General features: G+C 72.0%; 14 protein-coding genes and 1 riboswitch. Of the genes, 8 read left to right on the top strand and 6 right to left on the bottom strand.

All coding sequences use genetic code 11. The features are described 5' to 3' along the window. The first annotated feature begins 307 nt into the window (after nt 1–307). The 5 genes from ACZ60E_RS00550 (at nt 308) to ACZ60E_RS00570 (ending at nt 5,299) form a co-directional block, all read left to right on the top strand. Nucleotides 308–847 (top strand): toxin-antitoxin system, toxin component, encoded by a 540-nt coding sequence (locus ACZ60E_RS00550; RefSeq protein WP_469436542.1) that lies wholly within the window; start codon nt 308–310, stop codon nt 845–847. Between the two features lie 3 nt (nt 848–850). Beyond that, nucleotides 851–2,047, top strand: a complete 1,197-nt coding sequence (locus tag ACZ60E_RS00555) for an MAB_1171c family putative transporter (protein ID WP_453792162.1) — start codon at nt 851–853, stop codon at nt 2,045–2,047. 88 nt (nt 2,048–2,135) lie between these two features. Next, entirely contained in the window at nt 2,136–3,374 is a 1,239-nt protein-coding gene (locus tag ACZ60E_RS00560; RefSeq protein ID WP_469436544.1) for a DUF6545 domain-containing protein, read from the top strand. Between the two features lie 162 nt (nt 3,375–3,536). Continuing rightward, a complete protein-coding gene (locus ACZ60E_RS00565) occupies nt 3,537–4,937 on the top strand; it encodes an FAD-dependent oxidoreductase (RefSeq protein WP_469436546.1) in 1,401 nt (466 codons plus the stop codon). A gap of 179 nt (nt 4,938–5,116) precedes the next feature. Next, nucleotides 5,117–5,299: a hypothetical protein gene (locus tag ACZ60E_RS00570; protein WP_384802965.1), complete on the top strand. Its 183-nt coding sequence runs from the start codon at nt 5,117–5,119 to the stop codon at nt 5,297–5,299. Between the two features lie 66 nt (nt 5,300–5,365). Here ACZ60E_RS00570 and ACZ60E_RS00575 read toward each other — a convergent pair whose 3' ends face one another. Continuing rightward, nucleotides 5,366–5,947 carry a CGNR zinc finger domain-containing protein gene (locus tag ACZ60E_RS00575; RefSeq protein ID WP_469436549.1) on the bottom strand — a complete coding sequence of 194 codons (582 nt, stop codon included), beginning with the start codon at nt 5,945–5,947 and terminating at the stop codon, nt 5,366–5,368. A 325-nt stretch (nt 5,948–6,272) separates the two neighbouring features. Here ACZ60E_RS00575 and kstD point away from each other — a divergent pair, with 325 nt between their 5' ends. The 3 genes from kstD (at nt 6,273) to ACZ60E_RS00590 (ending at nt 10,529) form a co-directional block, all read left to right on the top strand. Then, nucleotides 6,273–8,087 (top strand): 3-oxosteroid 1-dehydrogenase, encoded by a 1,815-nt coding sequence (gene kstD, locus ACZ60E_RS00580; protein WP_469436551.1) that lies wholly within the window; start codon nt 6,273–6,275, stop codon nt 8,085–8,087. A gap of 90 nt (nt 8,088–8,177) precedes the next feature. Next, nucleotides 8,178–8,807, top strand: a complete 630-nt coding sequence (locus tag ACZ60E_RS00585) for a GNAT family N-acetyltransferase (protein WP_469436553.1) — start codon at nt 8,178–8,180, stop codon at nt 8,805–8,807. Nucleotides 8,808–8,861: 54 nt separating this feature from the next. Continuing rightward, nucleotides 8,862–10,529 carry a serine/threonine-protein kinase gene (locus ACZ60E_RS00590; protein WP_469436556.1) on the top strand — a complete coding sequence of 556 codons (1,668 nt, stop codon included), beginning with the start codon at nt 8,862–8,864 and terminating at the stop codon, nt 10,527–10,529. Between the two features lie 6 nt (nt 10,530–10,535). Here ACZ60E_RS00590 and ACZ60E_RS00595 read toward each other — a convergent pair whose 3' ends face one another. The 5 genes from ACZ60E_RS00595 to ACZ60E_RS00615 all read right to left on the bottom strand — a co-directional run bounded on the left by ACZ60E_RS00595 (nt 10,536) and on the right by ACZ60E_RS00615 (nt 14,334). Beyond that, entirely contained in the window at nt 10,536–11,399 is an 864-nt protein-coding gene (locus tag ACZ60E_RS00595) for an energy-coupling factor ABC transporter ATP-binding protein (RefSeq protein ID WP_469436558.1), read from the bottom strand. After that, a complete protein-coding gene (cbiQ, locus tag ACZ60E_RS00600; RefSeq protein ID WP_453792154.1) occupies nt 11,396–12,145 on the bottom strand; it encodes a cobalt ECF transporter T component CbiQ in 750 nt (249 codons plus the stop codon). The genes ACZ60E_RS00595 and cbiQ overlap by 4 nt, the downstream gene beginning before the upstream one ends. 6 nt (nt 12,146–12,151) lie before the next feature. Beyond that, nucleotides 12,152–12,553, bottom strand: a complete 402-nt coding sequence (locus ACZ60E_RS00605; RefSeq protein WP_469436561.1) for an energy-coupling factor ABC transporter substrate-binding protein — start codon at nt 12,551–12,553, stop codon at nt 12,152–12,154. Further along, nucleotides 12,550–13,299 carry an energy-coupling factor ABC transporter permease gene (locus ACZ60E_RS00610; protein WP_469436563.1) on the bottom strand — a complete coding sequence of 250 codons (750 nt, stop codon included), beginning with the start codon at nt 13,297–13,299 and terminating at the stop codon, nt 12,550–12,552. Before ACZ60E_RS00610 ends, ACZ60E_RS00605 begins: the two co-directional genes overlap by 4 nt. 30 nt (nt 13,300–13,329) lie before the next feature. Then, a riboswitch (cobalamin riboswitch) is annotated at nt 13,330–13,511 on the bottom strand. A 94-nt stretch (nt 13,512–13,605) separates the two neighbouring features. Then, nucleotides 13,606–14,334, bottom strand: coding sequence for a tetratricopeptide repeat protein (locus ACZ60E_RS00615; RefSeq protein ID WP_469436565.1), 729 nt, complete (start codon nt 14,332–14,334; stop codon nt 13,606–13,608). Between the last annotated feature and the right edge of the window lie 75 nt (nt 14,335–14,409).

Here is a 14,409-nt window from a genome sequence, read left to right on the forward strand (position 1 = left end):
ACCCCCTGCGAGCAGGGACGATGCCGGCCGGGGAGGGCGACCGTGCCGGGCGGGCCGGCGGGCGTGGCGGTCGGCCGGCGTTCCGCCGCCGGACCGGAGGGGGCTGTGAGCGCAAGGGATGCGCCAGGACCAGACCAGTGCATGTCGGGTTTGTTCGGTATTTCAGATCGCTGCCTTCCGCGTACTTCTTCCCGATCGGTGTGGCCGACTCGGCTTTGGTTTGACATATTTGCCTACCTAGCTGGGCGCGCTGGAGCCCGTGCTGAGGTTCGCGGGGAGAGCAGTGCGCACAGGCAAAGCCAGAGAGATGCGGAATCTGATCGGTCAGCTGGTCGACGGGCTGACACTGCCCGTGCCCACGGATCCCGACGTCCTGTTCGCCGCGCTGGTCACGACCGTGAGCGAGCTGAGAGGCCGTGAGGTCCGGCTCGTGAAGGAGGAGTTCCCGCACCAGACCGCGAGCGGTCTGTGGCTCGACCTCCCCGCCTACGACCTCATCGTGGTGGACAAGCGGGCGACGCCGCTGCACCAGCTGGCGATCTTCTTCCACGAGGTGTGGCACATGCTCAAGGGGGACTGCGGCAACCACGTCGTGGGCAAGGCGGTGGCGGCCCACATGGTCTCGACCGGCACCGAACTCCCCGAACTGCAGGAGCCGGTACGCAAGGTGGCCGCCCGCACCGAGTTCGACCGGCGCGAGGAGGCGGACGCCGAGCGGTTCGGACTGCTGGCGGTCACCCGCTTCCGTATCTGGCTGGAGGGCGAACCCGACAGTGCGGCCATGGACCGGGGCAAGATCGCAGGCCGGATCGGGGCGTCGCTGGGACAGCGCCGGCCACAGGTCTGAGCGGTGGACTCCTCGGACTACTACATACCGGCCGTCGCCACGCTGATCGGCCTGGCCGTCAAACTGCCGGGCCTGATCAAGGACTGGCGCGACCCGCTCGTCCGGTCCGTCTGCCTCGTGATCGCTCTCGGCGGCGCGGGCTTCTTCTTCGCCGCGCCTCCCACGATCACCGCCGTCAACGACGCCACCGGCACGGCCAACTTCTCCAGCCCGCTGGTGTACTGCATCATCAGCGCCTTCAGCGCAGCCTGTCTGCTGCTCATCGTCCACTGGCGCGGGGGCCCGCCCGAGCACGTACGCAGTGTCGCGCGGCGCTGGCAGGCCGGGTACGCGCTGGTCGTCGTCACGCTGGTCGTCCTCTTCGCCCTCGGCGACGCCCCGGTGGACCGGCACACGGACTTCGACACCTACTACGCGACGACCCCGTTCATCCGCGAGATGATCGTGCTCTACCTGGTCGCCCACATGACGGCCGCGCTCGTCACGACGGTGCTGTGCTGGCGCTGGGCGCTCCAGGTGAGCGGCTGGCTGCGGGCCGGTCTGTGGATCCTCGTCCTCGGCTGGCTGCTGAACCTGGCCTTCAGCGGCCTCAAACTGGCCGCGGTGGCCGCACGCTGGGCCGGTCAGGACTGGGGAGCCCTCAGTACGACCCTGGCGCCGCTGCTCTCCGCGCTGTCCGCGCCGTGCGCCACCGTCGGATTCCTGATGCCCCTCGTGGGTCCCTGGGCGGTCTCCAACTGGCGGGCGGCGAAGACCCATCGCAAGCTCCGCTCCCTGTGGCGCGAACTCGGACGCGCCTCGCCCCGTACACCGCTCGCCGGCCCCATCCCGTGGTACTCCTCGCCCCAGGTCCGCCTCACCCAGCGCGAGGCGGGCATCCAGGACGGGCTGAGCCTCGTGGCGCCGTGGTTCGACACCGGGGTCCGTACGCGCGCGCGGGCCGCGGCGGTCGCCGCGGGCCACACCGACGACGAGGCCGCCCGGATCGGCCATGCGGCGATGGTCGCCGCCGCGGTCCGCGCGGCCGTCCGGGGCCTGCCCGCCGGCTCCCGCGTCCTGCCCGACCACTCCGAGATCAGCGAGGTGCGCACCGCGCCCGTCGGCGTGTCGGTCGCGCTGCGGTCGTCCCCGATCGTCGCGGCGGCCCGGGAGAGCGGTACCGCCGTCCCGGCCGCGGACGGCGAGAAGTCCCCCACATGAACCTCTCGAACCTCTCGGACCACTCGAACCCCGTGATCGACAACCACCTCCGCACCGCCTTCCGTTGCCGCGGAAGGGTGGTGAAGTCGTGGACGTCGTCTTCTACATCCCCGGCGTGATCCTTCTCGTCACGGCCGTCCTCAACCTGCCGGCCATGCGGGGAGCCTGGCGCGACCCCCTGATGGCCGCGAGCATCTCGGTCCTGCTCATCGGCGCGCTCGTGTGCATGCTGTCCGCGCCGCCCACCATCGTCGTCGTCAACGGCCTCACCGGCATCGCCAACTTCTCCGCGCCGCTGGTCTATTCGGGGATGTCCGCGCTCAGCGCCTGCTACCTCGTCCTGATGATCGCCTGGAGGGGCGGAGAGCCCGGGCGCGTCGCCCGCGCGTCCCGTCTCGTGGTGGGCGTCTACGGGCTGGTGATCATCGGGATCGTCACGCTCTTCGCCCTGGCCGACGTACCCGTGGAACGGACCCGGGACCTGGACACGTACTACGCCAGGACGCCGTACATGCGCGAGATGATCCTGCTGTACCTGGTGGCCCACACCGCGGCGACCGCCGCCCTCGCGGGCATGTGCCTGGCCTGGCTGCGGAAGGTGCGGGACCTCACCCGCAAGGGCCTGACACTGATCGTCGTCGGCGTGCTCTTCGACCTGTCGTACCAGATCGCCAAGTACCTTGCCATCGGTGCCCGTTGGGGCGGCCTCGACTGGGACTTCCTTTCCACGAGCCTCTCGCCGCCCCTCGTGGCGGTCGCGGGTGTCACCGTCGCCGCCGGTTTCGCGCTGCCGCGCGTCGGCCCCTCCACCGCGGACAACTTCCGTGCCTGGCGGCGGTGCCGGCTCCTGCGGCCGCTCTGGCTCGAACTGCGCGACCTGCGGGCACCGGTGGCCGACACCCACTGGTGGGATCTTCCCGTGGTACGCCTGGTCCAGCAGGAGATCACGATCCTGGACGGAGTCCTGGTCTGCTCGCCCTACCTCGACAACGAGGTCCACAGGGCGGTGGCGCTGGACCACGCGGAGATCGTGGCCGAGGCGGCCATGCTCGCGGCGGCCAGGGTGCATGTCTCCGTGGGCCCCGACGCCGAACTCCCCTCGGACGTGGGCCGGTTGCGGTCCGTGGCGCAGCCCCAGCTGATGGTGCAGCTGGCCCGGGCCCTGTCGTCCTCGCCCGTCGTCGCCGAGGCCCGGCTACGGGCGGCGCGGCAGTGGACGGCCTGGCACACGGCACGCCACGGCCACGACGGTCACGCGCACGACCCTGCCGGTGACCGCGACCGCGACCGTGCCCGCTATCACGACCACGACCGCGACAGGGCCTGACGGGTCCGAGGCGGTGGGCCGGACCGCTCATGGTTCGATCAACGGGCGGCCGGACCGGGGGAGATCCCGGTTCCCGCGCTCCGCACAGCGATCACCCGTACCCGCGCGCCCCGCGTGCCGCAGTCATGCGCCGACGCCGGTCAACAGAGAGGGCCCACACCCATGTCCGACACGAAGTCCACCCCCCGGCGCCGCGCGATCGTCGTCGGAGGGGGCATGACGGGCATGCTCGCCGCGTCGGTGCTCGCCGGCCACGCGGACGTCACGATCATCGAACGGGACCTGCTGCCGGACGGCCCACGGCCACGCAAGGGCCTGCCACAGGCCCGGCACGCACACGTCCTGTGGTCCGGTGGGGTCAAGGCACTTGAGGAGCTGCTGCCGGGAGTCGTCGACCGGCTCGTCGACCGTGGCGCCCGCAGGACACCCGTCATGGCCGACCTGGTGTCCAAGGCCCCCTCGGGGCAGTGGTTCCGCCGCTTCACCCACGGCAGCCACGTCAACCTTCTGTGCAGCCGCGATCTGCTGGACGCGGTGATCCGCGACCGCGTGCTGGCGGACGACCGCGTCACCCTGCGCCAGGAGACCGAACTGCTGTCCCTGGAAGGCGGCGCCCGCCGGGTGTCCGGCGTACGAATACGGTCGGCGGACACCGAGAGCACGCTCCGGGCCGATCTGGTGATCGACGCCAGCGGCCGGGGCAGCCGGGCCCCCCGGTGGCTGCGGGACCTGGGGCTCCCGCCGGTGCCGGAACGCACGGTCGACGCCGGTTTCGGTTACGCCAGCCGGATCTACCGTGCCCCCGGCACGACCGCCGACGGCTTCCCGATCGTCAACGTCCAGGCCGACCCCCGCCGACACCCCGGCAGGGGCGGCATCATCACCCCCATCGAGGGCGGCCGTTGGCTGGTCACGCTCGCCGGAACCAGGGGAGGCCGGCCGAGCGCCGACAACGAGCAGTTCGTGCCCTTCGCGCTCGGTCTGCCGCACCCCGTCATCGGTGAACTCCTCGCCGACGCCGAGCCCGAGACGGACGTCGTCACCACCCGCAGCACGGCCAACCGGCGGCGCTACTACGAGAAGGCCGCGCGCTGGCCCGACGGCTTCGCCGTGCTCGGTGAGGCGGTCGCCGGTTATAACCCCGTCTACGGCCACGGGCTCAGCGCCGCCGCGCAGAGCGTCGTCGCCCTGCGCCACATCCTGGAACGCCAGGACCTCGGCGCGCCCGGCACGGCCCGGCGCATCCAGAAGAGCGCGGCGCGTCCCGTCGACAACGCCTGGAGCCTGGCCGTGGGCCAGGACGTGTTCTACCCGGGGGCCGGCGACGAGCCGCCCACCCGGCTCGAAAGGGCCCTGGCCGCCTTCGTGGACAGGGCGGTCGACGCCGGATCGCGGAACCCTCGCGCCCTGCGCATCCTGCTGGACGTGATGAGCATGGAGAAGCCGCCGTCCCGGCTCCTCATGCCCGACATGCTCGCCCTGGTCTGCCTCGGCCGTAAGAAACCGCACCTCGCGGGCCCGCCGCTGACGGACCACGAGCGCGGGGCCGCCACCGCCTCCTGAGCCCCGTCTCCTGGACCCGGCCTCTTGAATCCCGTCCCCTGAACCCCGCCTCCTGGACCCCACGCCCGTCCGACGTCACTCCCTTGACTGGTGACGACCCCTCTGGGAGGATCGTCACCAGTCAGACAGGTGACGCCGCATGGGTGGCGTCGAGCGGTTCTGGGACGCGGGAGGCCGGGATGGCGCAGGACGAGAAGGTTCGGGTTCCGGATGTCGCCGAGGCGGCACGCCGTGCGCGCTTCGGTTCACTGCCGGAGCGGGTCCGTCTCGCGGACACCGTCGAGGAGAAGCCGGCCACGGTCGTGGATCCCGCACGGAACGCGTACAACGACGACGAGTGGCTCGTACGGACATGCATCTGAGGTCCGCGCGTCCATGAGCGCCGGGGCGTCCGTGGGCGCGGGCGCGGACGGCGGTGGGCGTGAGCCTCAGCGGGCGTGGGTGCCGGTCTGTGCGGCAGGCACCCGCGCCTCCTTCTTGCGTGCGCGGTACGCCGCCGCCTTGAGCTTGTTCCCGCAGGACTCCATGCCGCACCACTGCCGGCGCATCCCGCGGGACCGGTCGATGTAGACGCGGGTGCACTCGGGATTGCCGCACTCCTTGAGCAGCGGTACGTCCGGGCCGCTGAGCACCTCGACGGCGTGCCGCGCCACCGTGGACAGTGCTTCCTCCGGTGTGGCGTCCGTCCGCCGCCCCTCCGCGGTGAGCTGCGGTGTCGCCGGGGGCCTGCGCGCCGCGCCGTTCACCGTGGCGAGCGCCTCGCCGTCGTACGGCTCTCCGAGGCGCCGGGCGGTGACCAGCCCGTAGACGGCCTCCCGGACGGCGACCGCCCGCGCGAGGTCGGTGTCCCCGCCGGGGGAGACGGTGTCGACGATCCCCGCCTCCAGATACCAGGCGTCCAGCCGCTCCGGTGACGTGAACATCTCGAAGCGCAGGGTGCGGCGGGCGCGGAGGGTCGCGGCGAAGTCCAGGGCCGGGTTTCCGCACACGAAGACATGATCCACATTCACGTCACCATCCTGACAGGTGACGATTGCGGCTGCAAGGTCCGCTCGCGGGGTGCGCCCGCAGGTCCGGCCACAGGAGCCGGCCGTGCGGTCAGGACCCGGCTGTGCGGTCCGGAGGAGCCGGCCGTGCGGTCCGGGCGTGTGGTCCCACCGGGCCCGGCGCGACCCTTGACTTCCCAAGACCCCCGCGCCACATTCCTGACTCCGCATCAGAACCGGGGGCGCCGGACGCCCGTCGCCCCCCGGGGCACAGCACGCTCTCTCCCACCTCACACCACCCCATCCCCTCACATCCCCTTCCTTCGTCGTCCGGTTGGAGCGCCCTGTCATGGCCACAAGCGCGGACCCCGCAAGACGCACGAACGACCCTTGCACCTCCTCTCCCTCCGGCCCGTCGAGGCGTCGGGTGCTCGGTGCGGCGACCGGCACGGGCCTCGCGCTCGCCGCCGGGCTCCCCGGTACGGCCCGGGCGGCCGACCTCCCCCTGCTCGGCACGTACGACGTCGTCGTGATCGGGTCGGGCGCGGCGGGGATGACCGCCGCGCTGACGGCCGCGAAACAGGGGCTGAGCTGCGTCGTCGTGGAGAAGGCGGCCACCTTCGGCGGTTCCGCGGCCCGCTCGGGCGCCGGGATCTGGATTCCGAACAACCCGGTGATCCTGGCCGCGGGCGTCCCCGACACCCCGGCCAAGGCGGCGAGCTATCTGGCGGCCGTGGTCGGCCCCGACGTCTCCGCGGACCGCAGACAGGCCTTCCTCGGGCAGGGGCCCGCCATGATCTCCTTCGTCATGGCCAACAGTCCGTTGCGGTTCCGCTTCATGGAGGGCTACAGCGACTACTACCCGGAACTGCCCGGCGGTCTGCCGGGCGGCCGTTCCATCGAACCCGCCCAGCTCGACGGGAACATCCTCGGGGCCGAACTCGCCCGGCTGAACCCCCCGTACCTCCCGGTGCCCAGCGGCATGGTCGTCTTCAGCGCCGACTACAAATGGCTCGCCCTCTCCGCGGTCAGCACGAAGGGTGCCGCCGTCGCCACCGAGTGCCTGGCCCGCGGGACCAGGGCCGCGCTCCTCGGCCAGAAGCCCCTCACCATGGGCCAGTCACTGGCGGCCGGGCTGCGCGCCGGACTGCTCGCGGCCCAGGTGCCGGTGTGGCTGAACACCACGCTCACCGAGCTGTACACGGAGAACGGCAGCACCGCGGGAGCCGTGGTGACCAGGAACGGCGCGCCCGGTCTGGTCAGGGCCCGCCGTGGAGTCGTCGTCGGCTCGGGCGGCTTCGAGCACAACGCGGCCATGCGCGCCCAGTACCAGCGCCAGCCCATCGGCACCGAGTGGACGGTCGGCGCGAAGGAGAACACGGGTGACGGCATCCGGGCGGGCCAGCAGGCCGGCGGTGCCCTCGACCTGATGGACGACGCGTGGTGGGGCCCGGCCATTCCGCTGCCCGGCCAGCCGTACTTCTGCCTCGCCGAACGCACCCTGCCCGGCGGACTCCTCGTCAACGCCGCCGGAGCGCGCTTCGTGAACGAGGCGGCCCCCTACAGCGATGTCGTGCACACCATGTACGACAAGAACGCGAGCGCCCCGCACATCCCGGCCTGGCTGATCGTCGACCAGAACTACCGCAACCGCTACCTCTTCAGGGACATCGCCCCGACCTTCGTCCTCCCCGACGCGTGGTACGAGTCCGGTGCCGCCCACAAGGCGTGGACGCTGGATGCCCTGGCTCAGGGGATCGGCGTGCCGCCCGCCGCCCTGCGGGCCACCGTCAACCGCTTCAACAGCCTCGCGCAGAGCGGCACCGACCCGGACTTCCACCGCGGCGACAGCGTCTACGACCACTACTACACCGACCCCGCGATCCTCCCGAACTCCTGCCTGGCGCCGCTGTGGCTGGCCCCCTACTACGCCTTCAAGATCGTCCCGGGCGACCTGGGCACCAAGGGCGGCCTGCGCACGGACGCCCGCGCGCGCGTACTGCGCCCGGACGGATCCGTCGTCCCCGGCCTGTACGCCGCCGGGAACGCCAGCGCGGCGGTCATGGGACACAGTTACGCGGGCGCGGGCTCGACGATCGGACCGGCGATGACGTTCGGCTACATCGCCGCCCGGGACATCGCGGCGGTCGCCGCCGGGGCCTGAAGCCGGGCGGGAGGCCGGTGCCCGCCGACAGAATGCCGTCCATGACAACAGGGTTGTGGGAGCGCTCCCGTCGGAGCCAGGATGCTCGCCATGCGCCCACAGCCGAGCATCCGCCCCTACCGACCCGCCGACCGTGCCGCCGTCGCCGACATCTGTGTGCGAACCGCCCTGGAGGGAGGGGATTCGCGGGAGCGTTACCCCGACGAGGAGCTGATGCCGTCCATCTTCGCCGCGCCCTACTGCCACCTGGAGCCGGAACTCGCCTTCGTCCTGGACGACGGATCGGGTCGCGCGGTCGGTTACGTCGTCGGCGCGGCCGACACGGAACAGTTCGTCAAGGACTTCCGCGCGACCTGGATCCCGCGGGTTGCCGGACGTTATCCGGAGCCCACCGCTGACCCCCGGACACCCGGCGAGGAGATGATCGTCCTCCTGCACACTCCCGAGCGGATGATCCTGCCCGACCTGGCCGCGTATCCCGCGCATCTGCACATAGACCTCCTGCCGGACTGGCAGCGGCGGGGCTTCGGGCGGGGACTGATGAGGACGTTCCTCGCCGCCCTGCACGACCGTGGCGTCCCGGCGGTCCATCTGGGCATGGTCACCGCCAATGCCGCCGCGCGCGCCTTCTACGACCGTCTCGGCTTCCACGAGATCCCCGTACCCGACCCCGGTCCCCTCACCTACCTCGGCAGGCCGACGGCCGCGGGCACTCCGTGAGGGCACGGCCGCCCGGGGGAAGGCCTGTCGTACCCGTCCTCTAAGCTCCCGCGCATGAGCAACGGGGACTCCGGCAGACGGGTCATCGACGGGCGGTTCCGGCTGGAGGCACGGCTCGGCGGCGGTGGGATGGGCACGGTCTGGCGGGCCACGGACCTGGCCCTGCACCGGAACGTGGCCGTCAAGGAGGTCAGGCCCCCGGACATCGACCTCGCCGAGTACGACCCGGAGGGCGCGCGGCTGCTGCGGGAACGGGTGCTGCGCGAGGCCAGGGCACTCGCGAGGATCGACCACCCGAACGTCGTGACGATCCATCACATCGTCGACGGCGGCGAGGGAACGTATCCGTGGATCGTGATGGAACTGGTCGGCGGCGGCTCGCTCGCCGACCGTCTTGAGCGGGGCCCGACGGACCCCGTGGAGACGGCGCGGATCGGGCGGGAGGTACTGGCCGCGCTGCGGGCCGCGCACGACGCCGGCATCCAGCACCGGGACGTCAAGCCCGCCAACGTCCTGCTGCGCCCGGACGGCCGCCCCGTGCTCACGGACTTCGGGATCGCGGCGATCCGTGAGTCGACGGCCCTGACCGCCACCGGCTCGATCATCGGCACGCCCGACTACATGGCACCCGAGCGCATCGCGGGCGACGACGGCGGGCCGGCGTCGGACCTGTGGTCGCTGGCGATGATGCTGTACGCCGCCGTCGAGGGCCACCATCCGCTGCGCAGGGGCACGACGATGGCCACTCTCGCGGCCGTCCTGTACGAGGACGTTCCGCCGCCCCGCAAGGCGGGCCCGCTGACGGACGCGTTGATGTGCGTGCTGGTGCGGGACCCGCAGGCACGCCCGGACGCCGGGACGTTCGACCGCATGCTGACAGTTGTGAGCGCGGGCGCGGGTATGGGCCCGGGAGTGGCCGACGCCATGAGCGAGGGTGCGGCCGACGCCGTACCCGAGGACCGTACGGAACCCACTTCCTACCGGCTCACCCCTCCGCAGGACGCCGTGCCCCGGCCGACCGGCCCGGCGCCCGCACGACCCGCGCGGCGGGGACGCCGGGCCGCGGTCGCCCTGTCCGCCGTCGGAACGGTGCTGGTGGGCGTGCTGGCGTGGACACTGCTGCCCGACGGAGAGGGCTCGGGATCGTCGGCCTCGGGCGATTCCACGAGCGGAGCGACGGCGAACCCGTCGGCCGACTCCTCGTCGAAGGACAGGACCGGTACGGCCGACAAGAGCCCCACGCCCCGGCGCACGGAACAGAAGACGCCCACCGACCTGCTGACGCCGGACGGCATCCGTACCGCGTTCGAGGCACTGGAGAAGGAGACGGGCCGCGACCGGTACGGCACCCTGACGGTCTATCCCGACTACGTCTCCGCGCAGGTGATGGTCGAGGGCAGCCGGACCAGTTACGAGCAGTACACCTACTACGTGGGCCGGGGCGTCCAGGAGAGCCCGATCAAGGCGCAGCTGGCCGGTGGGGCCCAGCCGATGACCCTGGACGGCCTCGACTGGGACAGGCTCCCCGCCCTGCTCGCCGAGGCGGAGAAGAAGCTGAACGTCGACGACGCGACGACCCGCTACCTCGTGGTCAAGTCACCGAACAATGTGTTCGACCGGGACGCGGAGATGTTCGTCTACCTCGCCGACGAGCTCAACAGGAGCGGCTATCTGCAGGCCGACGCCCGCGGCAGGGTGACCAGGGTGACACCCGCCGACTGACGGCGCTCAGTTCTCGGCCGGCACCGGGGGAGCGGAGTGCCGCGAGGTCAGCGCGGCCAGCTCCTCCGCGGTGCGCGGGCCGGTGGACGGCGAGGTCGACAGGCCCTGCGTACGCAGCAGTTCGGCCACCGCGATCCCCCAGGGCAGCCGTAGTCCCGCCTGCTCCAGGAGATCCGTACGGGCCAGGGTCGCGTCCGCGGGACCGGTGACCGCTCCGGACGGGGTGAGGAGTGCCGCGTCGTCGGCCCAGCGCAGGGCGAGGTCCACGTCGTGCGTCGCCATCACCACGGTGGTGCCGCTCGCCCGCAGCCCGTCGAGGGTCGCGATCAGCCGCTCCTGGCCGTCCGGGTCCAGCCCGGCCGTCGGTTCGTCGAGGATCAGGACGCGCGGCCGCATCGCCACGGCACCCGCGATCGCCGTCCGCTTGCGCTGACCGTAGGAGAGCAGATGGGTCGGGCGCTCGGCCAGGGCCGAGATGTCCAGCGCGGCGAGCGCCTCGTCCACCCGGGCCCGTACCTCGGTGTCGGACAGGCCGAGGTTCAGCGGTCCGAACGACACGTCCTGGAAGACGGACGCGGCGAACAACTGGTCGTCCGGGTCCTGGACCACCAGCTGGACGGTCGTGCGCAGCAGGGTCAGGCCCTTGCGGTCGTACCGGACCGGCCTGTCCTCCACGGTCAACTGACCGCTGTGCGGGCGCAGTCCGCCGCTGAGCAGCCGCATCAGGGTGGTCTTGCCACTGCCGTTGCGGCCGAGCAGGGCGAGCGCCCGCCCGGCGCGCACCTCGAAGTCGAGGCCGCTGAGCACGGTGGGGCCGTCCTCGTACGCGTAGGACGCGTCCCGCAGGGCGACCAGCACGGGCTCGCTCATCGCAGCGGCCTTTCCAGTACGAAGGTGAGTGCGGCCACCGCCGCGAGCAGCGCGACACTGGCGAGGGTGAAGCGCGCGGAGATCCGGGCCTCCGGGACCAGGACGCGCAGGGTGCCGTCGTAGCCGCGGCCCGCGAGTCCGGCCTGCAGCCGGGTCGCCCGGTCGAAGGCCCGCACGAAGGCCGTGGCACCGAGCCCGGCCAGCGAACGCCAGGTGGCGGCCCGCGTGGTGTGCCCGAGCCGGGCGGCCTGCGCCTCCCTGATCCGGCGCACCGAGTCGAGGAGCAGGAAGCTCATCCGGTACGTCACCAGGGCCACGTCGACGACCGGCGCGGGCACCCCGGCGTTGACCAGCCGTGGCAGCAGGTCGGACAGGGGAGTGGTGAACGCGAACAGGAGCACGCCGAGGGAGGCGGCCGAGGTACGCAGCAGGAGTTCCCCGGCGCGTACCGGACCACCCTCCGCCAGGGTCACGAACCCGTCCGGGCCGCCGACCTGGAGCAGCAGGGGCAGCGCACCGGTCACGCAGAAGCCCAGCGGCACCCGGTAGGCGCGCCAGAGCCGCCGGGCGGGTACCGAGGCCGGGCCCAGCAGCACGGTGAGGGCGGTCACCAGGACCAGGGCGGCGCCCGGCCAGGGCGGGAGGGAGATCGCGAGGACGGTCAGGCCGAGACCGAGCACGGCCTTGTCCACGGGATGGCGGCGGCGCCAGCGACTGCTGTGCGCCGCCGCGTCGATCGGCAGCACGAAGGTTCAGGCCCGTTCGTTCGGTCGGCTCGGTCCGGCCGCGGACGCACCGGCATCGCCGGGCGCCTTGTCCGTCGGTCCCTGGTCGTCCTCCCGCTGTGCCAGGACCCGCAGTTCGCCCTGGCGCCTGCCCCGGCGCAGGCCGAAGTAGTAGGCGAGGACGCCCGCGCCGAGGGCGGCCTGGAGGGCGAACAGCGCCGACTCGATCTCACCGGAGGGCGGCTCGTACAGGGGGGAGAACCACGGCTCGTAGTCCGGCTCGATCTCGGTGATCGCGGTCTCCGCCTCCGCGTCGGCGCCCGTGAACGGCTCCTTCTTGTGGTCGCCCATGCCGAAGACCAGCGGCAGGACGGCGAGCGCGGCCACCACGAACAGCAGCAGGGCGTTGATCTTCGCGTTACGGCTCATCGGGCCACCGTCCCGGTCGTCTCGGGCGTCTCGTCGGTCTCGGGAGTCTCGTTCGGGCCGGACTTCCCGGTCCGGGTCCGCCTGCCGGTCAGGAACACACCGAGCCGGGTCAGTTCACCCCTGCTCGACTGCACCAGCAGCCGCATCACGAGCACGGTGAGCAGGCCCTCGCTGACCGCGAGCGGGATCTGGGTGACGGCGAAGATCGAGCCGAACTTGCCGAGCGCGCCCAGGAATCCACTGCTCGGGTCGGGGAACGCGAGCGCCAGCTGCACGCTGGTGACGCAGTAGGTGGACAGGTCGGCGACGAACGCGGCGAAGAACACCGCGACCATCAGCGGCGCGTCGAACCGCCGGAACAGCCGGTAGACCGCGTAGCCGGCCCACGGGCCGACGATCGCCATCGAGAAGACGTTGGCGCCCAGCGTGGTCAGTCCGCCGTGCGCGAGCAGCAGCGCCTGGAAGAGCAGGGTGATGGTGCCCAGGACCGCCATGATCGGTGGCCGGAACAGGATGGCGCCGAGGCCGGTGCCGGTGGGATGTGAACAACTGCCGGTCACCGACGGCAGTTTCAGTGCGGAGAGAACGAAGGTGAAGGCCCCCGACGCGCCGATGAGGAGCGTGCTCTCGGGATGTTCTCTGACCTCACGGGTGAGCGACCGGACTCCGTGGACGACGAACGGCGCCGACGCGACGCCCCAGGCGACCGCGTGCGCCGGAGGAAGGAAACCCTCGGCTATGTGCATGGCTCAGCAGACCCTCTCCAGCACCTCGTGGATGGTTGACGTGCCTTGGCCGGTCTCCTGGCTTACGGGTAACACCACCCGTGCTCCGCCTTCCCGGGTCCGAGGACCCAGTGGCTGCCCGTGAGGGCCGGAGCCGGACTTCCCGATCACAGTGGCGAGGGCCGCACCGGCATCACACCGATTTCCCGAGCACCAAGGCGTCGTGACAGTAGTGCGCGTACAGGGGTGGTGACAAGCGGCCCTCGGGGGGCGTGAGAGTGGTCACGCGGCGCGCGCCGGTCCTCCCGGTGGGAACGGAGCGCCTGTTCAGCCGCCCTGCACATGGGTCAGGAGTTCCCGCAGCTGCCCGGTCGCGGGGTGGCCGGGGCCGAGCTCGCTGTCGGCCAGGGCTCGCGTGAACAGCTCGGCACTGCGCGCGGGGTTTCCCACCGTGTGGTGGACATGGGCGAGTTCGCAGCGGGAGAGCAGGGTGTCGGGGTGGTCGGCGCCCAGGACGCGTTCACGGTCGGCGAGCGTGCGCTCATGGAGCGGGACGGCGAGCACGGGGTTCCCCGTCAGCACGTGGGCGCGGGCGAGATTGTCCCGGCACTGCAGGGTGAGCAGGTCGGTGGGTCCCAGGACGCGTTCGCGGGCCGCCAGCGCGCTCTCGTAGAGCGGGACGGCACGGTCCGGGGCGCCCTCCGCCTCGTACGCGCCCGCGAGGTTGTTCCGGCAGGTCAGCGTGTGGGGATCGGCGGCGCCCAGGACGCGCTCGCTGTCGGCCAGGTTCCGCTCGGACAGTGAAACGGCCTGCTTGAGGTGTCCTGCCTGCAGACAGGCGCCCGCGAGGTTGTTGCGGGAGCGCAGGGTGTCCGGATGGTCGGGCCCGAGGTCCTGTTCGTGCTCGGCCACCTGACGCTCGATGAGGGCCACCAGGTCGTCCCCGGCCGGGTCAGGGGTGTCCGCGGACCGTCCGCTGTCCGGCCGGGGCATCGGGAGTCCGGCGAAGGACCGTTCCTCCGAGGCCTGTCGCAGTTCCTCGCGCAGCGACCTCATGGTCCCGGCGCACCCCGTGCACGACTGTCCCGCCATCCTTGACGCCCCCTCTTCCGCCACCTGTTCCCAGCGTAC

It is taken from the genome of Streptomyces sp. NPDC102514, from assembly GCF_055584525.1.